Source organism: Nonomuraea sp. NPDC050540 (assembly GCF_044457485.1).
Lineage (GTDB): Bacteria > Actinomycetota > Actinomycetes > Streptosporangiales > Streptosporangiaceae > Nonomuraea.
In genome coordinates, this window is sequence record NZ_JBITHA010000011.1 from 212,621 (window position 1) to 233,492 (window position 20,872).

Below are 20,872 nucleotides of genomic sequence, written 5' to 3' on the forward strand. Positions count from 1 at the left end.
GCGATCCCGCCTCCTGCCCGACGGCAAGTCGTCCGCGCGGCGCGGGTGCGAGTTGATCCAGCCGCGCCGGAGTCGGCCGTGCCTACATGGATTGGTCCGGCAACGGGTCTTGCCGTGCCTGTTGTCGCCGCCATCGGCGTCGCTGGTTGAGCTGGTCGTAGATGATTTTCACGCTGCCGGGGAAAAGGCTGGTGGCCAGGCCGACTGCGACGCCGGAGGCGAACAAAGAGGACTGTCCGCGGGCTTCCTCATCAAGGTCGGTCAAGCTGGCGCTGACGCGGGCCGTCTCGTCACCTGGGAATTGCCAGCCGAGGACGGTATCGCCCGAGACAGGGCGTGTTACGAAGTCCAGCCGGGGGTTGGAGAACGCGGGTACGACATTGATCGCGGATTTCTGGCGGCGATTGCGTCGCTGATCCTCATCGGTGAGGCCGGAATCGGATCGGCAGGCAGGAAGGACCGCGCTGAGCCATTGCTCGCGACTGAAAGACGTGGCCGCGGCCGGGTCGTTCAATGCTGGGCAGCGGGCCACCTGGTAGAGGCGTTTGGTGCGTATCGCGGTTCTCGCATTGTCGGAGCTGAAGACCGGATGGGCGAGCGCGCCACCGGCAATGACCATGGTGTTTCCGGCGGTGACCGTCTCTTCGGCGATTTTGTAGGTGTATCGGATAGTGGTGGGGCCTGGCGCGTTGTCGCCTTCGCCGCTGAGGCCCCGCTGACCGTTCAAGGGCCAGAAGAGCCGGTCGTCATACCTGCCGATGGTGGCCTCGTCCACGTCAAACGCCTTCTCACCGGGGAAGCTGCTCTGGGTGAGCCGGGCGTCGCCTCGAAAACCAGCGACGATCACGAACGGTGACCGGTGCGTGGTGGTGAACCTGATCTGGATCAGGATGGAGTCCCCTTCCAGGGGTGCCAGGGGGCTGTTCGGGGAGCCCTTCTGGGAATAGGAGACCCAGGTATCGAATTCAACGTCGGGCGGCGCATATAAGACCACTCCTCCTGCCTGTTCGGGAGGTGTGTCCGGCACGCCGGGAACGCCACGTTCGTAGCCCACCCATGCCACACCGGCGAGGCTCGCGGAAAGAAGCAGCAGCAAGATGCCGCCAATCATCGGTAAGCTGCCGGGCTTCGCGTCTTCAGCTTGCGACATACATGGAAGATATGAACTCGCAGCAAGCGCCGTCGACAGCCTGGAGCCCGGGGATGTGCGGCGCGCCCCCATCCGGGGATAGGACCAACGGCGTGCAAGGACAAACCACCATCGAGCCGCCCCGAGAATGCCTGCCTGCCGAGCAAGGAAAGGGACTCGGTGAACAGGAGTCTCCCGGGTGGAGCAGGGCCCTTGGGGCCCACTCAGTGATAGCCGGAGCGGGTGAACGTCTTCAGGGCAGCCTGGCAATGGCGACCGGGCTACGGGGTGTGGGCTGGTCGTGCGGTGTCAGTCGGGCGATGGGGATCTCGTGGTGCTTCGTCGCTTCGTGGCGTTCGGAAAGGGAAGCCTGCTTGAGGACCCGCTTGAGCGCGGCAGTGCGTTCTGTGGCGTCGGTCAGCATGGTGATGTCGACGGGAACCTGCTGATCAAAGAGGGTCGCGGCGGTGGCCGTCTGTAGTGCGGCCGAGATCGCGGTCTCGGCCTCGGTCGCCAGGACGATGTACTCGTCACCGTCGGGGAGGTAGCCCACCATCATGGTCTCGCCGACGTGCTCATCCTGGCCGGTGACGGTGAGGAGCGCCCCCGGCAGGCCGTGGAAGCGATAGAGCACCACGTGGCCCCTGGAGATCGCGAAAACCGCCTGGTTGGCGTAGCCGATGATGGACAGCAGCGCGGTGTCGATGGCCTGACGCACAGCCTTTCCCTTCGCCGGGCAGCCCAATCCGTGCCGGTCAGTATCTCAGCCGGCAGGTTCGAGGGGACGGCCCGGTCTGCCGCGGGTCAGACGGCGGGGCCATGGCGCCGGCCACGGCTGACGGGCGCCCTCCGAACCGGGTAACAGCACAACGGCAGGTCGTCCGGCGCTCCGACACGGAGGGACATCGTGGTTGATGCGTCGGTCGGGGGTCAAGCCGGAAGCGGGTGGGTGAGGTGTTCGATGACGGGGCGCCACGTGGCAAGTTCTTCCAGGGGCGGCCTGGTCAGGCCGATCACCTTGCCCAGGTCGTCGGCTCGGCGGAGGGTGACGGCGGCCAGGCCGTACGGGTGGGTCTCGAAGGCGGCCACCTCCGCGTCGGACATCAGCCCACCCTGCAGTTCCAGCGTCCGGGCGGATTCCGGGGACAGCACGCGCGACGGCTCGACGGTGGCCAGATAGCGCTTGGCCGGCACGTGCAGCTCCACGAGGCCGGCGACCCGCTCGCCCAGCAGCGGCCGGACGGCGTCGGCGCCGGCGTTCGCGTGTCCCGCCTCGTCGCCCGGATGCAGCAGGTGGCCGATGTCGTGGACGAGCCCGGCGACCTGCAGTTCGAGATCGTCGGGATGCCACTCGCGCACCACGGCCGCGACCTGCAGGCCGTGGTCGAGCAGCGCCACCGGGTCGCCGGTACGGTCGGGGCTGTCCCAGGCGTCTTCGCAGCGGGTGAGGATGTCCATGAGTTCGTCGACCGTCACGGGATAGCGTCTACCACATGCGCGACTGGCACGACATAAGAGACGAGCTACGAAATTTCGCACTTGGCCTGCCGGAGACTCATGAAGACCATCCATGGGGCGAATCGGTCATCAAGGTCAACAAGAAGGTGTTCCTCTTCCTCGGCATGGACGAGCCGACCGAGAAGTGGGACCCGACCTTCGGCGTGAAGCTCCTGTCGGAGACCCACGGCCACGCGCTCACCGTCGAAGGCGCCGGGCCCAGCGGCTACGGTCTCGGCAAGGCCGGGTGGGTCACGGTCCCGTTCATGAGCGAGCTGCCCGAGACCGAGATCCTGCTCGACTGGGTCGAGGAGAGCTACCGGGCGATCGCCCCGAAACGGGCCATCAAGCTCTTGGACAACCCGCCGTAGCAGCGCCAAAAGCCGCCAGCGGTGGCAACGCCAAAGGCGATACCCGCGCGGCCCGCCGTAACAGCGCGAAGGGTTATTGGACGGCCAGCCGTAGCGCGAACCCGACGAGCAGCACCCCCGTCACCCGCTCCACCCGCGCGCGCACCTTCGGCCGGCGCAGCAACGCGCCCACCTTGTCCACCACCACGTTGTAGAAGCTGAACCACAACGCGTAGAGGGCCGCGAAGATCGCCGACAGCAGCATCGGCGCCGCCCCCTCCATGAACTGCGGCAAGAACGTCACGAAGAACAGCAGCACCTTGGGGTTGAGCAGGTTCGACAGAAACCCGTTGCGCACGTGCCGCAGCCCCGTACCCGCGGCGGCGGGCTCGGTGACCGGCGCGACGGCGGCACGGGCCCTGAGTCCCTGTACGCCCAGCCAGAACAGGTACGCCACCCCCAGCCACCGCAACACGGAGAAGGCGGTAGGCGAGGCGGCGAGCAATGCCGACAGTCCGATCGCGGCGGCGACGGCGTGCACTCCGAGCCCGAGCAGCCCACCGGTCATGGTGAGGAGCCCGGCGGTGCGGCCGTGGGCGAGCGAGCTGCGCATGATGAGCGCGGCGTCGGGCCCGGGGATCATGATCATGATCAGGGCGGTGACCGAGAAGGTCAGCAGCATGGCGGGGGTCTCCCGGAAGCACTGGGGGCGCGCTCCCGCCAACCCGCTGGTGCGCAGGCCGCACGAGAACGCGGGTGAACACAAATATGCCTTGTGGGCAGACCTAATCTTAGGCGACGTGATCCGTCCTCACGACCCGCCCCCCGTACAGGTCCGTCCTCACGACCCCACTCCCAGGTACGCGGCGATCGCCGCGTCGTCACCGGCGAACTCCCCGGCCGCCGCCGCGTATACGAACCGGCCCTTCACCATGCATCTGACCTCGTCGGCGACCTCCAGCGCCAGCCGGAGGTTCTGTTCGACCAGCACCACCGAGATCCCCGTCTCACGCAGCCCCGCCAGCACGACGCCGAGCTCCTCGACCAGCCGGGGCGCCAGGCCCTCCGACGGCTCGTCGAGCAGCAGCAGCCGCGGGTTGCCGAGCAGCGCGCGCCCGATGGCCAGCATCTCCTGCTCGCCCCCGGAGAGCTGGTCGCCGCGGTGGCGGCGCCGCGCGGCCAGGGCGGGGAAGATCTGGTAAACGCGTTCGGCCGTCCAGTCGCCAGGAACGCGGGAGATGGCCAGCGTCTCCTCGACCGTGAGCGAGCGGAACACCCGGCGCCCCTGCGGGACGATCCGCACGCCCGAGCGGGCGATGCGCCGCGTGTCGAGGCCGGACAGTTCGCGCCCGGCCAGGCTGATCGACCCGGCCCATGGCCTGACCAAACCCATCAGCGCGTGCACGAACGTGGTCTTGCCTGCCCCGTTGCGCCCGAGCACGGCCACGGCCCGGCCCTCGCCGAGGGTGAGATCGGCGCCGTGCAGCACCTGGGCGGTGCCGTATCCGGCGGTGAGGTCCTGGACGGTCAGCATCATGTCCCCAAATAGGCCTTCTGGACCTCGCGCGAGGCCCGAACCCGCGCGGGCGTGCCGTCGGCGATCACCTGGCCCGCCGCCAGCGCGGTCACCCGTGAGGCGACGGCGAAGACCAGGTCGAGGTCGTGCTCCACGATCATCACGGTCAGCTCCGGGGGCAACGTTCGCACCAGCGAGGCCAGCTCAGCGCTCTCGGCCGCCGACATGCCCGCCGCCGGCTCGTCGAGCAGCAGCAGCCTGGGCCGCGCCGCCAGCGCCATCGCCAGCTCCAGCCGCCGCCCCTGCCCGTGCGAGAGCGCGCCGGCCGGACCGCCCGGCTCGACGCCCATCGCCGCCAGGTGCCCGGCCGCCTCCCGTTCGATCTCCGCGCGCCGCCCGCGCGGCAGCCACGCCCGCAGCCTCAGCCCCTGCCTCGCCCGTACGGCGAGCGACACGTTCTCCAGGCACGTCAGCCCGGTGAACAGGCTGCTGTGCTGAAAGGTCCGCCCGATCCCGAGCCTGGCCCGGCGCGACTCGGAGAGCTTGGTCACATCCCGCCCGGCGAACTCGATCCGCCCCGCCGACGGCCGCAGCGCCCCGGCGACCGCCGCGAACACCGTCGACTTCCCCGCGCCGTTGGGCCCGATGAGCGCCCGCCGTTCACCCTCCTCGACGGACAGGGAGACCCGGTCCACGGCGGCCAGCGCGCCGAAGCGGACGGTCAGCTCACGCAGCACGAGCACGTTTCCTCCACAGCCCGGCGAGCCCCTCGGGCAGCAGGTAGACACACAGCACGAACAACGCCCCCTCGACCAGCAGCCATTTGTCGCCCAGCGCGCCTGACGTGGCCTCGCGCAGCGCGATCAGGCCGGCCGCGGCCAGCGCCGGCCCGGCCAGCGAGTCGCGCCCGCCGAGCAGCACCATGACCAGCAGCAGCACCGAGACGCCCACGCCCAGGTGGGTCGGGGCGACGAAGGTGTCCTTCTGCGCCACCAGCGCGCCGCCCGCCGCGCACACCGCTCCGGCCACGGTGACGGCGGCCAGCCGTACCCCCGGAACGGAGTAACCGAACGCGGCCATCCGCGCCTCGTTCTCGCGCGTGCCCGCGATGGCCGCGCCGAGCGGCCCGCGCCGCACCACCGCCAGCACCGCGAACCCGGCCGCGACCACCGCCAGCGCCCACCAGTAGAAGACCACGACGTACGGCATGGCCGTCTCCAGCCCGAACAACGTGCTGACCGGAATGCCGGCCAGGCCGTTGTCCCCGCCCGTGACCCGGCCGGCCCGCGTGGCCGCCTGGACCGCGATCTCCCCGATCGCCAGCGTGAACATCAGGAAGAAGAACCCCCGAGTACGCACCGCGAACCACCCGGTGACCAGCGCGAACACCACCCCCGCCAGCACCGCCGCGCTCAGCTGCACCACCGCCGACTCGCTGAGATGCTTGGCCGTCAGCCCCGCGGCATAGGCGCCCACTCCCAGGAAGGCCGCGTGCCCCAGCGACGGCAGCCCCGCGTGTCCGACGAGGAGGGCGAGGCTCGCGGCCATCAGCCCGTAGGCCAGCCCGCCGGTGAGCAGGCTGAGCTGGTAGGCCCCCAGGACGAACGGCATCGCGGCCAGCACGGCGGCGGCCAGGATCGCCTTCACCTGGCCCGCCCGAACATCCCGGACGGGTTCCACAGGAGCACCGCCGCCATGACCGCGAACAGCAGGTACGCCGCCAGTTCCGGCACCAGCGCCACCCCGACGGTCTGCACCTGCCCGACCAGCAGGGCTCCCACCACCGCCCCGCGGACGGAGGCGAGACCGCCGATCACGATGACGATCAGCGCCAGCACGAGCACCTCGCTGTCCAGCCCGGCCCGCAGGTTGAGCAGCGGCAGCCCCAGCACCCCGGCGAACGTGGCCAGCCCGCAGCCGGCCAGCATGACCGATAATCGGACCCGCGCGACGTCCACGCCGATCGCCGCGAGCATCCCGGGATCGTCCACCGCGGCCCTGACCAGCGCCCCCGCCCTGGTCCGCTCGAAGACCCAGTACACGATCCCGCCGATGACCAGACCGGCCCCGATCACCGCCACCCTGTAGACCGGATAGCTGCCGAGGACGCTCCCGTCCAGCCCGCCGGGCGGCGGAAGGGTATGGAACCCCCGGTCCACCACGCCGAGCAGAAACTCCGACAGCAGGATCGCCAGCCCCAGCGTGAGCAGGGCCTGGTCCAGATGGCCGCGCCCGCGCAGCGGCAGGATCGCCGCCGACAGGACGCCGCCCAGCGCCACGCCGAGCGCGGCAACCAGCAGCGCGGCCCCCGCCCATACGCCCAGCGAGACCGAGACCCCGCCGAGCAGCAGGAAGGCGACGTAGCCGCCGGCCATGTAGAGCGCGCCATGGGCCAGGTTGAGCACGTCGAGCATGCCGTAGATCAGCGTCAGCCCGACCGCGAGCACGAACAGCAGCGCCCCGAACGCCAGCCCGTCGAACGCGTTGACGAGCAGGCTCACGAGGCCTCCGGCGCGATGGTGGCGATCACCTTGTTCACGCCGCCGGAGTACTCGCGGACGTACCAGTTCTGGACGGGGTTGTGCTTGGCGTCCAGCGTGAACGGGCCGCGCGGGCTGGCGATCTCCCCCACCTGGCCCAGTGCCTGGGCGAGGTCGCCGCCCCGCCCTGCGGCCCGGTCGATGAGGCTCATGGCGTCCCAGCTCTGCAGCGCGACCACCGACGGGTTCTTGCCGGTCTTCGCCTTCCACTTGGCGGTGAAGGCCTGGTTGTCCGGGTTGTCGAGGGCGGGCGAGTACAGGCCGACGCTGGTGATGCCTTCCGCGTCGGCTCCGATCGCTTGCAGTACGTCTTCGTCGGTGATGTTCTGGCAGGTCAGGAGCTTGAGCTTGGTGTCGTAGCCGAACTGCTTGAAGTTCTTGGCGAACGTGATGGCCTCGCCGCCGGCGTAGAAGACGTAGAGGAACTTCGCCTCGGCGGGGATCTGGCTGAGGTACGGCTGGAAGTTCTGGGTCTTGCCGAACGGGGTGAGGATCTGCTTCAGCGGCTTGGCGCCGCCGCCCTTGGCGTAGCCCTCGGCGAAGCCCTTCAGCGTCTCGGTGCCGGCGGAGTAGTCGGCGCCCATGAGCACCGCGCCGTCCTTGCCGTACGACTCGGCGGCGTAGCGGCCGGCCGCGTACCCGTGCATGTAGTTGGTGTAGGAGACGCGGAAGACGCCGGGGCCGCCCAGCGCGTCGGCGCCGGCGTTGGCGATGACCACGGGCGTCTTCTGGGCGGCGGCCTCCTTGGCCACGGCCACCGCGACCGGGGAGGCGATCAGCCCGGTGATCACGTTCACCTGGTCCTGCAGGGTGAGCTGCCTGGCCTTCTGCTGGCCGGTCTCCGGGGTGCCGGCGTCGTCGGCGACCACCAGCCTGGCCGTCTTCCCTCCGAGTTCGCCGCCGTGCTCGTCCAGGTAGAGGCGCATGGCGGCCTCCATGTCGTCACCGAGCGCCGCGTACACGCCGGTCTGCGAGATGATCGCGCCGACCTTCACCACGGAGTCGTCGGCCGCCTGCTGAGTGGCCGCGCCACCGCACCCTGCGGCCAGCGCGACGGCCAGAGCGAGCAAGGCAAATCTCATCGGAGGCTCCCGCTGCCGCTAGCGTTTCCGAGATCCTCGCGCGTGCGGCGGCAGAAGGGAAGAGCGCCATCCCTTGCCCGGATGCAGCGCTCCGCAGTCGCGGCAGGTCCGCGCCGCCTGGTCGGCGTAGAAGGCGGCGAAAACCGGCGGCAGGTCCTTGACGACGTCGCGTACCTGGAGTTCCACCTCGTGCGCCTGGGCCCCGCACTCCCGGCAGTACCACCGGAAGTCTCCCGCTCCTCCCTACCCGAACACGGCGCGCACGGAGCCGAGCCCGTCGATCCGCACCTCGAAGACGTCCCCGCTGACGGCCTCCACGAACGGCCCCAGCGTCCCGGTCAGCACCACGTCGCCCGCGCGCAGCGGGAACGCCGAGCGTCCCGTCGCGCCCGCCAGCCAGACCAGCGCGTTGAGCGGGTGCTCCATGACCTGCGCCCCCGACCCCGACGACACCTGCTCACCGTTGCGCGTCATCGTCATGGCCGCCGTGCGCAGGTCGAGCCCGCGCAGATCCCGGGGGTCGCCGCCCAGGAGGAAGGCGCCGCTTGAGGCGTTGTCGGCGATCGTGTCGGCCGGGGTGATGTCCCAGCCCTCGATCCGGGAGTCGGCCACCTCGATGGCGGCGAGCGCGAAGTCCACCGCCCTGATCACCTCGGCGGTGGTGAACGGCCCGCCCTCCAGATCCTCCTTCAGCACGAACGCCACCTCGCCCTCGACCCTCGGCTGCAGGAAGTCCCCGATCGGCATCGGCTGCCCGTCGAGATGGCAGCGGTCCTGGAACAACATCCCGAAGTCCGGCTCACCGATGCCGAACCTGCCGCGGACCTCCGCGTTGGTCATGCCGACCTTGCGGCCGACGAGCCTGCGCCCCTCCTGGAGCGCGCGCCGCGTGTTGATCTCCTGTACGGCGTAGCCGTCCCGTACCGACCCGACCAGGTCGCGGACCGGCGGGCACGGCTTGCCCGACGTGGCCGCGTCCAGCAGCCGGTCGGCCGCCTGGGTGCGCACGTCCACCGCTTCCGACCATTCATCGTGCATCTGAATCACTCCAGCCTGATGGTGGGCTCTCGTCATCGTCTCCCCTGCGGGCGATCTATGCCAATTACGCTGCCTGTTATGCGGACTCGTATCGATCAGGTGAAGGCCCATGACGGCTCCTTCGACGTCCACGTCTGGCTGCCGGACTCCGGCCGTGGGCCGGGCATCCTGTTGCTGCAGGAGGTCTGGGGCGTCGGGCCGTACATCAGGAAGGTCGCCGAGGACCTGGCCGCGCTCGGCTACGTCGTGGCCGCCCCCGACTTGTTCTGGCGGGTGCGGCGCAACTGGCAGGGCGCCCACGACATGGCGGGGCTCCAGGCCTCGATCGAGGTCGCGAGCCGGTTCGACGGCGCCCAGGGCGTGGCCGACAGCGGCACGACGCTGGCGCACCTGCGCGCGCTGCCCGAGGTCACGGGCGGCGTCGGCTCGCTCGGCATCTGCCTGGGCGGTTCGCTGAACTTCGCGCTGGCCGCCGACGAGCCCATGGACGCGGTGCTGTCGTTCTACGGCTCGCAGGTGCCCGACACCCTCGCCCTCATGGAGCGCATCGACGCTCCTCTGCTGCTGGCCTTCGGTGGCCAGGACCCCTACATCCCCCGCGAACGGGTGGCCGAGGTGGAGCGGGCGGCGGCGGGCCGCCCCAACGTCCGGGTGCACGTGGACGAGCGGGCCGGACACGCATTCCACAACCATGAGGCCCCGGATTTCTACCACGAGGAGGCCGCGGCTGACCTCTGGCGGGTGGCCGTCGACTTTCTCGGGAACCACATTCCGGTCCGACCGTAATAGGCGTGCACAGAAGCTGCACACGGCCCCCACACACCCTGTCTGGTACGCCACTTCCCCGTACCCCACGATGAAGCCGTGACAGAGATCTTCACCATGTGGGGAAATGTCATCATCGCGACGCTTCTGACCGTTCCGGCGGCGGCGTTGGCGATCTTCCATCTCACCCGCGGCCGCGCTCGCCGCGGGCATCCCGCGCCCCTCCGCAGCGCGGTCGCCGACGTCGGGATCGTCATCGGCACCGCGCCCTGGATCTGGATGATCCTCACCCCCTCCAGCCGCCGGAACACGGTCGAACTCGCCCCCTTCCAGGTCTTGATCGACCTCGCCTCCGGGCCGTGGGAGACGGCATTCGTGCAGGTTGGCGGGAATCTACTGGTATTCGCCGCCCTGGGGGGACTACTCCCGGTCCGCTCGGCGCGCTTCACCTCTCTGGCGCGCATCGCCCTCATCGCGGCACTGGCCTCCATGACCGTCGAGTCCCTCCAGTACGGCCTGCGACTGGGCCGCGACTCAGCCACCGACGACGTCTTGGTCAACACGGCCGGGGCCGTACTGGCTGCCGTGATTACTCGCCGCTGGTGGGCCCCCGCAATACCGGGCAGGACCGTTCCAAGGTAACGGCCCGCGAAAACCCCCGAAGATCACCACACAGGCACGATCCACTCAAAAGAAGCACGCGACCAACCTGCGTATCTGTGCGATCGTGGACAAGACGGGGCAAGTTCTCTGGAGACGCCAAACCCGGTTGGTGACAGAGGGTGGTCAAACGTGTCTGAATCCCCGGTACCCCACGAGCCCCCCATCTATCGACGGATCGCCGACGGCCTCCGCGCGCGGATCATGGCCGGCGAATTGCGCGACGGGGATCGGCTACCGGGCGAGAACGCGCTCATGGCAGAGCACGACGTGGCACGCGCCACCGCTCGGCAGGCGCTTGCCGTACTCATCAACGAAGGGCTGGCGGTACCCAAGCGAGGTTCGGGGGTCTACGTGCGCTTGTTCAAACCGATCCGACGACACGGCTCCCGCCGCCTGTCCCGCGAGCAGTGGGGGCAGGGGCGGGCGATCTGGGACGCCGACACGCGCGGCCGTCCGTTCACTGTCGACGAGGTGGAGGTGGCCAGGGAGAACGCCACGGAAGACGTCTCAGCGGTGCTGGAGAGCGGTGAGGTCTGGGTACGGCGGCGGCGCTATTCGGTCGACAGCCGCCCCGTCCAGCTCGCCACCTCCTACTTCCCCGCCGCGCTGGTCGAGGGCTCGGCGATCACGGTGGCCGACACCGGCCCCGGCGGCGTCTACGCCCGCCTGGGCGACCTCGGGCTGCCCCCGGCCCACTTCACCGAGGAGGTACGCGCCAGGATGCCCCGCCCGCGCGAGGCCGGGCTCCTGGGCCTGCCCGGCGGCACCCCCGTCATCGAGGTCTGCCGGACCGCCTACACCTCCGGCGGACTTCCGGTCGAGCTGAACGAGATGGTTTTGGACTCCGCAGCCTATGTACTTCAGTACGATTTCGATGCTTAGGTCAAGCCGAAATGTCAAGCGATAGGTTGACCTGTCTCTCGCGGATCTTGCCTTCTCTAGAGAGGTACCCCATCGTCGGAAGGGAAGGAATCATCGCCTAGCAGCGGGTCCCGGGAAGGGTGGTCATGTCCTTTGACCGGCACCTCGCGGAGATCGCCCGGGAGTTTCCGCACTGGACCATCTGGCGGAGCGACGCGGGACGCTGGTGGGCCACTCGGCATCACCCGCTCAGCGCCGAGCAGCGTGATGCCGGGTGCGCGATGACGATCGACGCCGACGACCCGGACGGTCTGCGCGACCAGCTCCGGGACCAGCAGAGGCGAGCGGGAACCCCGCCGCCCGCCTGACGGCTGGACCGTTCTCACGGTTCAGCCGGTTCAGGCGACATGAGCAGCCCGGTGCCGGGTCCAGCGTCTCGGCGGCTCCGGCACCGGGCCACCAAAGAACGGGGCCAAGGTCGCGGAAGCCTCCGACCCTATCGGGGGCGGAGGCTTCCGCCCACGGAGTAGCGTCGGACCCATGCTCTTCGAACAGCGCCTGCGCGAAGGCATCGCCGACGGCACCATCACCCTCGCCTTCCGGCGCTGGAAACGCAGCCAGGTCAAGCCCGGCGGCCGCTACCGCATGGGCGACGGCCGCATCGCCGGCGTCTCCTCGGTCGAGGTGGTCACCGCCATCACCGACGCCGACGCCCGCGCCGCGGGCTTCCCCGACGCCGCGACGCTCCGCCGCGACCTCGACGCCCGCGGTGACGACCCGATCCACCGCATCGCATTCCACCTCGCCGACGCGAGCGACCCCCGCGACGCGCTCGCCGACTCCGCCGAGCTCTCCCCCGACGATCTCGCCGGCCTTCGTACCCGTATGGCCCGCTTCGGCCCCTGGGCTCTGCCCACGCTCCGCCTGATCGCCGAGCGCCCCGGAGTGCGGGCCGGCGACCTCGCTCCCGAGATCGGCCAGGAGCTGCGCGAATTCAAGATCAATGTCCGCAAGCTCAAGAACCTCGGCCTCACCATCAGCCTCGAAACCGGCTATCGCGTCTCGCCGCGCGGACGGGCGTACCTGGACATGACGCAGGCCCCGCCGTAGCGGGGCCCGCGACACCGCCGGTCACTTGCGCACGTCGGTCAACCCGCCGATGTTGACGTCCGTGTCGTCACTCGCCCGCTGGGGCTGGGGCTGGGGCTCCTCGATCGAGTCGGCCACGATCACCCGCACGTCCTCCTGCGAGGGTACGGCGGGCTCCTCCTGAGCCGGAAACGTGACCACGTCCTGAGCCGCGGGCGTCTCCTGGGCGGGAAGCGTGAGCGCCTCGTCGGCGGGAACGGCCGGCGGCCCCTCCAGCAGCGGCCCGGCGGCCGACTCGCTGCGCATCAGGTCGCCCAGCACCGCGCTGATCTCGGTCAGGCGGCGTACCACCTCGCCATGGGTGTCGGTGAGGTAACTGACCCGGCGCCCGGCGTGCTCGTCCAGCGAGGCGGCCCGCTGCTGCGCGGCCGTCAGCGTCGACTCGGCCTCTCCGCGCGCCGAGTCGAGCGTCTGCTCCGCCTCGGCCCTGGCCGCGTTCGTGGTCCGCTCGGCCTCGGCCTGCGCCCCTTCGACCAGGCGCTCGGACTCCGTCGTGGCAGCGGTGACCGCACGGTCGGCCTCCGACCTGGCCTCGCGCAGGGCCTCTTCGGCCTCGGCCCGCGCGGTGGTCAGGGTCTCCTCCGCGTCAGAGCCGGCCTGGGCCAGCATGCGCTCGGCGGCCGAGGTGGCCTCGCCCACGCGGCGCTCGGCCTCGGCCTGGGCCGAGGTCAGGATGTTGTCGGCGGTCTCACGGGCGGAGGTGACCATGCGGTCGGACTCCGACCTGGCGCTCTCCCGCACGCTGGCGGCCTCGCTGGCGGCGTCCTCCTTCTTGGCCGCCGCCTCCTCCTCGCCCAGCTTGAGGATCTGCGCCAGGCGCGGGCTCAGGTCCTCGTAGCTCTGCGGCGCCTCGACCATGCGCCGCCTGGCCTCGGCCAGTTCGATGCGACCCTGCTCCGCCTGGTCGATCGCCCGTGCCAGCCGCTCTTCGAGATCTCGGATTTGATTGCGGGTTCTCATCATGTAGTCGTGGACCTGACGGCGGTTGTAGCCGCGCATCACGACCTCGAAGGTGTCCTCTTGCATCAGATCGGGGATGCTCTCGTGCTGGTTTTTCATGGGGGTTACCTATGGTCTGCGTGAGGCGGGGGACTGCAATTTGTGAGTGTCTGACGACGAGACGTCAGGAATCGACTTTCCTGCCATCTGCCCACGTCCGCAACCGGAACGCCACACCTGGGGCAGGAATTACGATGTCCCGGGTGTACATAGCAGCGTTGGACAACGGGGCAGTTCCGGACATTCATCCCGAGGCGTACATAGCGCCAGGGGCCGTCGTCGTGGGCCGCGTCAGCGTGGGCCGCGCGGCGTCCATCTGGTACGGCTCCGTCCTGCGTGGAGACGACGAGCGGATCGAGATCGGGGAGGAGTGCAACGTCCAGGACCTCTGCTGCCTGCACTCCGATCCGGGAGAGCCGGCGATCCTGGAGCCGCGGGTCAGCCTGGGCCACAAGGCGATGGTCCACGGGGCGTACGTCGAGACCGGCGCCCTGATCGGCATCGGCGCCATCGTGCTCGGCGGCGCCCGTGTCGGCGCGGGCACCCTCGTGGCGGCGGGCGCGCTGGTCGGCCCCGGCAAGACGATCCCGCCGGGCGTGCTCGTGGCAGGCGTCCCCGGCAAGGTCGTGCGCGAGCTCACCGACGACGACAGGGCCACGTTCGCGCGTACCCCGGATTCCTATATGGCCAAGGCGATCAGACACCGTTCGGCGTCCCCCCTCCGATCGTCATAACGGACATTCTGCCCCCTATTGCCGCCGACCGTGGCGGACCGGCGAAGTACGATGGCCGCCGTGCACCCCTTGGACCCCTTCTCGGCCGTCGAAGCGGACGTGCGCGCGCTCGTGGCGAACCCGCGCTGGGCCGGGCTCCCCGATCACCTCAGGGCCGAGGCGCTGGCGACCACGACGGTCGTCACCCCTGACGGCGGCCGCTGGCTCTTCGGCGCCCACGCCCGCTGGTACCTCCACGACCCCGGCGACGGCCGCTGGCACCTGGCCGCCCCGCCGCGCGGCCTGCCCGTCCGCACCGGCCGCCACGGCTCGCCCGTCCTGAACCCCGGCCTGCTGCCCACGGGGGCCGACTTCATCGGCCCGGACGGGTCCACCCAGGCCTTCATCGGCCCCGACGTGCACCCGGGCCTCACCGAGGAGATCCGGGTCCTGCTGCGTCGTGCGGGCCGCAAGTCGGAGCTCGACTACCCGCTGACCTCCTTCAGGGACGTCTTCGCCGCCGACGTCCCGAGCACGGTCGCCGCCGTCTGGGGCACGATCATGTGGTGCGCGTACGCGCCCGCGTTCGACGGCAACGAGCGCCTGCTCACCATCTTCGGCGAGTACCTGCGGCGGCCCCTGCCCGGCGACGAGTGGGTCCGCTGGCTCACCCGCCCCTCCCTGGAGGCCCTGGTCACGCTGTACGCGGAGCGCGTACGCGCCACCGGCCGGTCCGACCCCGCGCAGTTGTCCGCCCCCTACCCCTGGCACACCCGCCCGGACGAGCCCCCCAGTTCCACAGGCCCCGGCCACCCGGCTCCCGGCCACTCGACGTCCGGCCATGCGGTGTCCGGCCATTCGGTGTCCGGTCCCCACACGACGGGCCACTCCGCGTACGGCACGACCGAGCACTCCCACGGCGGCGGCTCAGGACCGTCCGGCGGCGCGCGGAGCGGGAAGGACACTCCGGAGAAGGCCGGGCTGCGGCTGGTGGCCCTCATGGCCGACACCGCGCAGATCCTGGCCGACGACCCGCGCTTCGCCCCCCGTGCCCACGCGCTGCTGGCCATGCTCAAGCCTTTGCTCCACCAGCCCGCACTCGACCACGCCGCGGCTCTCAGGGGCGACGACACGGTACGGCGGGCGTGGCTGGCCCGCGTACCCGCCGACCTGGCCAGGTGGATCCTGCCCGACACCGACCCCGGCACCGCCTTCCGCCACACGGTCTACGACCTTGTGGAGTCCCTGGCGTTCACCTCAGACGCGCCGAGGGCGGCGGCGTCCTTCCTGACCGACCTGCCGGGGGCGGGCGATCGGCTGCACGACTGGCTGGACCACCGGGTCCGCCATGCCTACGCCGAGCTCACCGCGCATGTCGCCGAGTACGGGGAGCACACCGAGCCCGACGGCTTCGCCGTACCGGCGTTTCTGTGGACGGGCGCGACGGGCGGCTGGCCGGAGCGCGCGACCTCGCCGGCGACGGCGCGCGGGGTGGTGGTCGCCCCGCCGGACAGGGGTTCGGCGGCGGCGGTGCTGGGCGCGGCGTACGCGACCGGGCTGACGTGGTGCAGGCTGACGGGGGCGCGGATGCCGGAGGAAGGTCTGGCCGGGGCGCGGGCGATCGTCCGCAGGCTCGTGCACGAGCGCGACGACATCCACCCGTAAACCACTAATACCGTAATTTCTCTCTTACTCCCCCTATATCGTTCCTTCTCCTGAACAACCGGGCATTGGCTGAATTGTGATCTCGGAAACGGGAAATGATCCTGATGGGGCCCGGCGGTACAGAAAGGAATGACCCCGATGGGCCATGTCGCCTGAAGGGCCCCGGGCCGTAACCTCGTAGAGGGTGTGGGCTGCGGAAGGAAGGACGACGCGGTGGGGCACGATGACCTGGACTATCGGGTCCACGATCGTGTCGCGTTGGACGAGATTGCACTCTACGCCGAGGTGCTGACCGCCGTGGCAATCAGCGACCGGCGACTCACCTTGGCCGAGCTCGACGACGCGCTCGGATTGCGGACTTCAGCGAGTCACTGAAATGGGCCAGTACAAAGACCTAGTCCCGGACTCCCCAGGGGTCCGGGACCGCGGTGACAGGACTAGTCACTTCGACTAGGAGCGAACCAGACGCGCGATGGCCGCGGACGCCTCCTTCACCTTCGCGTCCGCCTCCGGTCCCCCCGTGTTGATCGCGTCGGCCACGCAGTGCGAGATGTGCTCCTCCAGCAGCCCGAGAGCCACGGCCTGAAGCGCCCGCGTGGCGGCGGAGACCTGTGTGAGGATGTCGATGCAGTAGGCGTCGTCCTCCACCATGCGCTGGAGGCCTCTGATCTGGCCCTCGACCCGGCGCAGCCGCGTGAGATAGGCCTGCTTGTCTCCGCTGTACCCATGCATGGTCCTACGGTACCCGTAAGCGGTATCGCGGGCCGCGTTCAGCGAAGTTCGCTGATCAGCTTCTCCCACTGCTCGCCCACGCCGTCGGCCGAGTGGCGGGCGGTCGTCTCCAGCGCCCCCGCGGCCAGCGAACGGCGCCGCCGTTCGTCGTCGATGAGCGCCAGCAGCGCCGCGGCGAACAGCCGCTCCTCGCCCTCGGGCACGAGCACCCCGTTGTAGCCGGTCGCCACGAACTCGCTCGGCCCCCTGGCCCCGTCGAAGGCCACCACGGGCACCCCGCAGCCCATCGCCTCCAGCACGGTCATCCCCAGGTCCTCGGTACGCGAGGTCGTCGCCACGATCGAGGCCTTGGCGAACTCGCCGGCCAGATCGGGCGTGGTGCCCATGAAGTACACGTGATTGTGCAGATCCAGTTCGCGCACCAGCGCGCGCAGCCGCCGCTCCTCCGGCCCGCCGCCATAGAGCCGCAGCCGCCAGTCGGGACGCTTGTCGGCCACCATCGCGAACGCCCTGATCAACCGGTCGTACGCCTTGGCCGGCACCCACCTCCCGCCCGCCGCCACGATCCGGTTGTCCATCCGCGAGCGCGGCCACGGCCCCCGGGGCAGCGCGTCCGGTACGGCCAGCACCTCCGGCCCGCCCTCGACCAGCCGCGTCCACTCCTCCCGCGCCGACTCGGTGGCCGTGACGACCGCGTCGAGCCGGGGGTAGAACTTGCGCACCGGGGCGGGCACCGAGGGCCGGCCCCATTCGCGGGCGATGCGGAGGATCTCGCGCGGGCCGTACCTGGCGGCCTGGACAGACAATGCTGGCCTCGTCGTGATCAGAACATCACTCTTCAGCCCGCGCAACGTCCGCCACAGCGCCACCTCCGTGCGCATCTGCCCGCTGGGAAACAGGTGCCTGACGCCCGGCCGGACGTCCACCACCGAGCGGAGCCTGACCTTGGAGCCGACCGGGAAGAAGGGCTTCTCCTTCTGCCGCCTGATGCTGATCACCTCGACCTCGTGCCGCTCCGCGAGGGCGCTGGCGAGGTTGAGGGTGGACCGGATGTCGCCGCGCATGCCGTACGCGGAGGGGAGCATCAGGCTGACCTTCACCCGCCCACCTCGATCCGCAGTTCGTCGTCGGCGGTGTAGCAGGGCCGGACGGGCACGCCGTCCACTTTGGTCGCCGGATAGTGCAGGCGGCGGCGTTTGCCGTCCACGTCGTCGAGCCGCGAGCCCAGCCGCAGCGGCTCCGGCAGTCCCTCGACCTCCAGCGACGGCTCCCAGGTGCCGGAGGCCTCCGGGTCTGCGGCGATGACGTCCACGAGGGAGACCGCGGCGTGGAATCGCACGCCCTGGACGGTGGCCCGCGCGGACAGGTGCGCGGCCGACTGCCTGCGGCGCAGCGCGAGACTGGCCTCGTGGCGGGCGTCGTCGTCATCCAGGCCGGTGAAGGCGAGCAGGCCCATCACCTCGAACCGGCCCTCCCTGAACCACACCGAGCGCACCTCGGCCACGGGCTCCGCCTCGTCGATCTTGAGCGCGAGGAAGCCGTTGCGCGTGCGGTAGGAGCGGTAGGCGAAGGTGCGTTTGCACAGCGCGTAGGTGTCGAGGTGGTCCAGCGAGAAGCCGGGGTCCACGCTCCTGAGCCTGGTCCTGGCGCCGTCGTGGCGCAGGTAGGCGTCCCATCTGCCGGCGATGAGGCCGAGCGGCGCGAGTGAGACCGCGAGCGTGGCCTCGCGCGACCTGCTTCCCGGCTTGCCGAGCACCACGTCGCGCTCGACGCCCGTTCCCCGATGGCGCAGCACCAGTTCGGTGCCTTCATCGAGCGGGTCGTCGATCGCGAGTCGCAGGGAGAGCACGTCAGCCAGAGTGACTTCCGCGTCTGTGACGACGACGCGCATCGCGAGCCCCCTCCCCGTCGAATGAAGCCATGCGACGTTGAGGTTACCGTGATTTTCCCGTTATGTGGATGGCGGATTTCCGGCGCTTGACCGGTCTGACGTGCGAAACTCCTCCACAAGGGCTGTGAAGGAGTCCGACTTTCCCGCGTCAGGACACACCCTTGACCGACTTGATCAAGAGCTGCGCCACGTCCACGACCTCCAGCGACTCCTTCGCCTCGCCGCTGTTCTTCTTCTCGTTGATGGCGTCGCCGAGCATCACCATGCAGAACGGGCAGGCGGTCGAGACCGTGTCCGGGTTGGTGGTCAGCGCCTCGTCCACGCGCTCGGTGTTGATGCGCTTGCCGATGCGCTCCTCCATCCACATGCGGGCGCCGCCGGCGCCGCAGCAGAAGCCGCGGTCCTTGTGCCGGTGCATCTCCTGGGTCTGCACGCCGGGCACCTTCGACATGATGTCGCGAGGCTGGGAGTAGACCTTGTTGTGGCGGCCGAGGAAGCACGGGTCGTGGTAGGTGATCTTCTCCTCGATCGGCGTGACCGGCGTGAGCTTGCCGGTGTCGACCAGGTGCGACAGCAGCTGGGTATGGTGGACGACCTCGAAGGTGCCGCCGAGCTGCGGGTACTCGTTGGCCAGCGTGTTGAAGCAGTGGGGGCAGGTGGCCACGATCTTCTTGACCCCGGCCTCGTTCAGCGTCTCGATGTTCTGCTGGGCGAGCATGTTGAACAGGTACTCCATGCCCAGGCGGCGGGCCGGGTCACCGGTGCAGGCCTCCATCGGGCCGAGCACGGCGAACTTCACGCCCGCGATGTGCAGGAGCTCGGCGACGGCCTTGGTGGTCTTCTTGGCCCGGTCCTCCAGGGCGCCGGCGCAGCCGACCCAGAAGAGGTATTCGGCGTCCTCGGGCATCTTGTCCTCGACCAGCTCGACCTCGAAGTCGAGCTCCTCGATCCAGTCGGCCCGCTTCATCTCGGACATGCCCCACGGGTTGCCCTTGTTCTCCAGGTTCTTCACCATCACCCCCGCCTCGGACGGGAACGACGACTCCACCATCACCTGGTAGCGGCGCATGTCGAGGATGTGGTCGATGTGCTCGATGTCCACCGGGCACTGCTCGACGCAGGCGCCGCAGTTGGTGCACGACCACAGCACGTCGGGGTGGATGATGCCTTCCTCGCCGACCAGCGGCTTCTCCAGCAGCGCGAGCACGTCGGTGTCGGCGTGGCTGGTGTCGGCGCCCTGCAGCAGATACGGGGCGACCTTGAAGGCGTGGTCGCGCTGGTCGAGGATCAGCATCTTCGGCGACAGCGGCTTGTCGGTGTTCCACGCCGGGCACTGCGACTGGCAGCGTCCGCACTCGGTGCAGGAGTAGAAGTCGAGGAAGCCCTTCCAGGTCGTGTCGCCGATCTTGCCCCGGCCGAGCTTCTCCGGGTCCAGGTCCTCGTCTTCGAAGTCGACGAGCTTGCCGTCCACCCGCAGCTCGGAGGCGGCGCCCAGGCCGTCGGGGCGACGCGAGAACAACACGTTCAGCGGCGCGGTGAAGATGTGCAGGTGCTTGGAGTTCACCACGATGACCAGGAACACCAGCATGAAGCCGATGTGCAGGAGCAGCGCGATCTCCTCCAGCAGCGCGCTGGCGGGCAGGACCTCGCCCAGCGCGATCGAGACGAACGCGCCGCCGGTGTAGGGCAGGTTGCCGTTGGCCGAAGCCACTCCGCGCGCCAGGAACAACGTCCAGATGATGTTGAAGATCATGAACAGGACGAGCCAGGCGCCGCCCAGGTGCGAACCGGAGAAGCGGGACTTGCGGCCCAGCGTCTTCGGCGAGTTCTTGATCCGGATGACCGCGAACGCGATGAGCCCGAGCACGCAGGCCACCGCGATGAAGTCCTGCAGGAAGCCGAGCGCCGACCACTGCCCGATCAGCGGGATGTGGAAGTTCGGCCGCCCGGTGACAGCTCCCTGGATGATCCCGCCGTACGCCTCGATGTAGACGGTCAGCAGGATGAAGAAGGCCCACATGACGAAGAAGTGCGCCACGCCGGACGGCGTCCACTTCAGCAGCTTCTTCTGCCCGAAGACCTCGACGATCTGGGCCTTGAGCTCATCGGGTACGTGGGTCTTGGCGTACTCGATGCGTTCGGGGGCCGGTGGTCCCACGGTCGCGAGCTTGAACAGGAACAGGGCCCTGCGGCCCGCGACGGCCACCGCCGCCACGGTCATGACGAGCGCGAGCACGGCTACCCAGAGCACGGGTCCTCCCACAGACGGCGTTGGCTGCCAG

The 20,872-nt window shown here is 69.8% G+C and carries 25 protein-coding genes; 9 read left to right on the top strand and 16 right to left on the bottom strand.

Annotated elements, in window-relative coordinates; translation table 11 throughout:
- Positions 1 to 82: 82 nt before the first annotated feature.
- From ACIBI5_RS33500 to ACIBI5_RS33510, 3 genes are all read right to left on the bottom strand, one after another.
- Positions 83 to 1,150, bottom strand: coding sequence for a hypothetical protein (locus ACIBI5_RS33500; protein ID WP_397252730.1), 1,068 nt, complete (start codon positions 1,148 to 1,150; stop codon positions 83 to 85).
- Between the two features lie 232 nt (positions 1,151 to 1,382).
- The gene (locus ACIBI5_RS33505) at positions 1,383 to 1,847 is read right to left on the bottom strand and encodes a hypothetical protein (RefSeq protein ID WP_397252731.1); all 465 of its coding nucleotides are present in this window, start codon (positions 1,845 to 1,847) and stop codon (positions 1,383 to 1,385) included.
- Between the two features lie 212 nt (positions 1,848 to 2,059).
- Positions 2,060 to 2,605 carry an HD domain-containing protein gene (locus ACIBI5_RS33510; RefSeq protein ID WP_397252732.1) on the bottom strand — a complete coding sequence of 182 codons (546 nt, stop codon included), beginning with the start codon at positions 2,603 to 2,605 and terminating at the stop codon, positions 2,060 to 2,062.
- A 17-nt stretch (positions 2,606 to 2,622) separates the two neighbouring features.
- On the opposite strand from ACIBI5_RS33510, the gene ACIBI5_RS33515 reads away from it, so the two are divergent.
- Positions 2,623 to 2,997, top strand: coding sequence for an MmcQ/YjbR family DNA-binding protein (locus tag ACIBI5_RS33515; RefSeq protein ID WP_397252733.1), 375 nt, complete (start codon positions 2,623 to 2,625; stop codon positions 2,995 to 2,997).
- 73 nt (positions 2,998 to 3,070) lie between these two features.
- Here ACIBI5_RS33515 and ACIBI5_RS33520 read toward each other — a convergent pair whose 3' ends face one another.
- The 8 genes from ACIBI5_RS33520 to ACIBI5_RS33555 all read right to left on the bottom strand — a co-directional run bounded on the left by ACIBI5_RS33520 (position 3,071) and on the right by ACIBI5_RS33555 (position 9,152).
- A complete protein-coding gene (locus ACIBI5_RS33520; RefSeq protein ID WP_397252734.1) occupies positions 3,071 to 3,658 on the bottom strand; it encodes a LysE family translocator in 588 nt (195 codons plus the stop codon).
- Positions 3,659 to 3,817: 159 nt separating this feature from the next.
- Positions 3,818 to 4,513: an ABC transporter ATP-binding protein gene (locus tag ACIBI5_RS33525; protein WP_397252735.1), complete on the bottom strand. Its 696-nt coding sequence runs from the start codon at positions 4,511 to 4,513 to the stop codon at positions 3,818 to 3,820.
- Positions 4,510 to 5,235, bottom strand: coding sequence for an ABC transporter ATP-binding protein (locus ACIBI5_RS33530; RefSeq protein ID WP_397252736.1), 726 nt, complete (start codon positions 5,233 to 5,235; stop codon positions 4,510 to 4,512). Before ACIBI5_RS33530 ends, ACIBI5_RS33525 begins: the two co-directional genes overlap by 4 nt.
- Positions 5,219 to 6,139, bottom strand: coding sequence for a branched-chain amino acid ABC transporter permease (locus ACIBI5_RS33535; protein WP_397252737.1), 921 nt, complete (start codon positions 6,137 to 6,139; stop codon positions 5,219 to 5,221). Before ACIBI5_RS33535 ends, ACIBI5_RS33530 begins: the two co-directional genes overlap by 17 nt.
- On the bottom strand, positions 6,136 to 6,993 hold the full coding sequence (locus ACIBI5_RS33540) for a branched-chain amino acid ABC transporter permease (protein ID WP_397252738.1): 858 nt from the start codon (positions 6,991 to 6,993) through the stop codon (positions 6,136 to 6,138). The genes ACIBI5_RS33535 and ACIBI5_RS33540 overlap by 4 nt, the downstream gene beginning before the upstream one ends.
- A complete protein-coding gene (locus tag ACIBI5_RS33545; protein ID WP_397252739.1) occupies positions 6,990 to 8,114 on the bottom strand; it encodes an ABC transporter substrate-binding protein in 1,125 nt (374 codons plus the stop codon). The genes ACIBI5_RS33540 and ACIBI5_RS33545 overlap by 4 nt, the downstream gene beginning before the upstream one ends.
- A gap of 18 nt (positions 8,115 to 8,132) precedes the next feature.
- Positions 8,133 to 8,300: a hypothetical protein gene (locus ACIBI5_RS33550; RefSeq protein ID WP_397252740.1), complete on the bottom strand. Its 168-nt coding sequence runs from the start codon at positions 8,298 to 8,300 to the stop codon at positions 8,133 to 8,135.
- 57 nt (positions 8,301 to 8,357) lie between these two features.
- Positions 8,358 to 9,152: a 2-keto-4-pentenoate hydratase gene (locus ACIBI5_RS33555; protein WP_397252741.1), complete on the bottom strand. Its 795-nt coding sequence runs from the start codon at positions 9,150 to 9,152 to the stop codon at positions 8,358 to 8,360.
- A gap of 78 nt (positions 9,153 to 9,230) precedes the next feature.
- Here ACIBI5_RS33555 and ACIBI5_RS33560 point away from each other — a divergent pair, with 78 nt between their 5' ends.
- The 5 genes from ACIBI5_RS33560 (at position 9,231) to ACIBI5_RS33580 (ending at position 12,551) form a co-directional block, all read left to right on the top strand.
- Positions 9,231 to 9,938 (top strand): dienelactone hydrolase family protein, encoded by a 708-nt coding sequence (locus ACIBI5_RS33560; protein WP_397252742.1) that lies wholly within the window; start codon positions 9,231 to 9,233, stop codon positions 9,936 to 9,938.
- 78 nt (positions 9,939 to 10,016) lie between these two features.
- Entirely contained in the window at positions 10,017 to 10,559 is a 543-nt protein-coding gene (locus ACIBI5_RS33565) for a VanZ family protein (RefSeq protein WP_397252743.1), read from the top strand.
- 150 nt (positions 10,560 to 10,709) lie between these two features.
- On the top strand, positions 10,710 to 11,462 hold the full coding sequence (locus ACIBI5_RS33570; RefSeq protein ID WP_184971312.1) for a GntR family transcriptional regulator: 753 nt from the start codon (positions 10,710 to 10,712) through the stop codon (positions 11,460 to 11,462).
- 125 nt (positions 11,463 to 11,587) lie between these two features.
- Complete coding sequence (locus ACIBI5_RS33575) at positions 11,588 to 11,809, top strand: hypothetical protein (RefSeq protein ID WP_184971314.1); 222 nt, start codon at positions 11,588 to 11,590, stop codon at positions 11,807 to 11,809.
- 172 nt (positions 11,810 to 11,981) lie between these two features.
- Positions 11,982 to 12,551: a hypothetical protein gene (locus tag ACIBI5_RS33580; RefSeq protein ID WP_397252744.1), complete on the top strand. Its 570-nt coding sequence runs from the start codon at positions 11,982 to 11,984 to the stop codon at positions 12,549 to 12,551.
- Between the two features lie 21 nt (positions 12,552 to 12,572).
- Here the strand turns inward: ACIBI5_RS33580 and ACIBI5_RS33585 are convergent, their stop codons facing one another.
- Positions 12,573 to 13,649, bottom strand: a complete 1,077-nt coding sequence (locus ACIBI5_RS33585) for a hypothetical protein (protein ID WP_397252745.1) — start codon at positions 13,647 to 13,649, stop codon at positions 12,573 to 12,575.
- A 134-nt stretch (positions 13,650 to 13,783) separates the two neighbouring features.
- Here ACIBI5_RS33585 and ACIBI5_RS33590 point away from each other — a divergent pair, with 134 nt between their 5' ends.
- From ACIBI5_RS33590 to ACIBI5_RS33600, 3 genes are all read left to right on the top strand, one after another.
- Entirely contained in the window at positions 13,784 to 14,323 is a 540-nt protein-coding gene (locus ACIBI5_RS33590; RefSeq protein ID WP_397252746.1) for a gamma carbonic anhydrase family protein, read from the top strand.
- Between the two features lie 51 nt (positions 14,324 to 14,374).
- Positions 14,375 to 15,967, top strand: a complete 1,593-nt coding sequence (locus ACIBI5_RS33595; protein WP_397252747.1) for a hypothetical protein — start codon at positions 14,375 to 14,377, stop codon at positions 15,965 to 15,967.
- Positions 15,968 to 16,180: 213 nt separating this feature from the next.
- A complete protein-coding gene (locus tag ACIBI5_RS33600) occupies positions 16,181 to 16,342 on the top strand; it encodes a hypothetical protein (RefSeq protein WP_379638691.1) in 162 nt (53 codons plus the stop codon).
- A 75-nt stretch (positions 16,343 to 16,417) separates the two neighbouring features.
- Here the strand turns inward: ACIBI5_RS33600 and ACIBI5_RS33605 are convergent, their stop codons facing one another.
- The 4 genes from ACIBI5_RS33605 to ACIBI5_RS33620 all read right to left on the bottom strand — a co-directional run bounded on the left by ACIBI5_RS33605 (position 16,418) and on the right by ACIBI5_RS33620 (position 20,841).
- Positions 16,418 to 16,699 (bottom strand): metal-sensitive transcriptional regulator, encoded by a 282-nt coding sequence (locus ACIBI5_RS33605; protein WP_184971324.1) that lies wholly within the window; start codon positions 16,697 to 16,699, stop codon positions 16,418 to 16,420.
- A 38-nt stretch (positions 16,700 to 16,737) separates the two neighbouring features.
- Positions 16,738 to 17,799, bottom strand: a complete 1,062-nt coding sequence (locus ACIBI5_RS33610) for a glycosyltransferase (RefSeq protein WP_397252748.1) — start codon at positions 17,797 to 17,799, stop codon at positions 16,738 to 16,740.
- Positions 17,796 to 18,548, bottom strand: a complete 753-nt coding sequence (locus tag ACIBI5_RS33615) for a hypothetical protein (RefSeq protein ID WP_397252749.1) — start codon at positions 18,546 to 18,548, stop codon at positions 17,796 to 17,798. Before ACIBI5_RS33615 ends, ACIBI5_RS33610 begins: the two co-directional genes overlap by 4 nt.
- Positions 18,549 to 18,738: 190 nt before the next feature.
- Entirely contained in the window at positions 18,739 to 20,841 is a 2,103-nt protein-coding gene (locus tag ACIBI5_RS33620) for a (Fe-S)-binding protein (RefSeq protein WP_397252750.1), read from the bottom strand.
- Positions 20,842 to 20,872: the final 31 nt, after the last annotated feature.

Bases quoted from the DNA above. Each gene is read 5' to 3' on its own strand.
- ACIBI5_RS33500 (WP_397252730.1), bottom strand. From the start codon at position 1,150: ATGTCGCAAGCTGAAGACGCGAAGCCCGGCAGCTTACCGATGATTGGC.
- ACIBI5_RS33515 (WP_397252733.1), top strand. From the start codon at position 2,623: ATGCGCGACTGGCACGACATAAGAGACGAGCTACGAAATTTCGCACTT.
- ACIBI5_RS33520 (WP_397252734.1), bottom strand. From the start codon at position 3,658: ATGCTGCTGACCTTCTCGGTCACCGCCCTGATCATGATCATGATCCCC.
- ACIBI5_RS33525 (WP_397252735.1), bottom strand. From the start codon at position 4,513: ATGATGCTGACCGTCCAGGACCTCACCGCCGGATACGGCACCGCCCAG.
- ACIBI5_RS33545 (WP_397252739.1), bottom strand. From the start codon at position 8,114: ATGAGATTTGCCTTGCTCGCTCTGGCCGTCGCGCTGGCCGCAGGGTGC.
- ACIBI5_RS33555 (WP_397252741.1), bottom strand. From the start codon at position 9,152: ATGCACGATGAATGGTCGGAAGCGGTGGACGTGCGCACCCAGGCGGCC.
- ACIBI5_RS33560 (WP_397252742.1), top strand. From the start codon at position 9,231: ATGCGGACTCGTATCGATCAGGTGAAGGCCCATGACGGCTCCTTCGAC.
- ACIBI5_RS33575 (WP_184971314.1), top strand. From the start codon at position 11,588: ATGTCCTTTGACCGGCACCTCGCGGAGATCGCCCGGGAGTTTCCGCAC.
- ACIBI5_RS33580 (WP_397252744.1), top strand. From the start codon at position 11,982: ATGCTCTTCGAACAGCGCCTGCGCGAAGGCATCGCCGACGGCACCATC.
- ACIBI5_RS33585 (WP_397252745.1), bottom strand. From the start codon at position 13,649: ATGAAAAACCAGCACGAGAGCATCCCCGATCTGATGCAAGAGGACACC.
- ACIBI5_RS33590 (WP_397252746.1), top strand. From the start codon at position 13,784: ATGTCCCGGGTGTACATAGCAGCGTTGGACAACGGGGCAGTTCCGGAC.
- ACIBI5_RS33595 (WP_397252747.1), top strand. From the start codon at position 14,375: ATGGCCGCCGTGCACCCCTTGGACCCCTTCTCGGCCGTCGAAGCGGAC.
- ACIBI5_RS33605 (WP_184971324.1), bottom strand. From the start codon at position 16,699: ATGCATGGGTACAGCGGAGACAAGCAGGCCTATCTCACGCGGCTGCGC.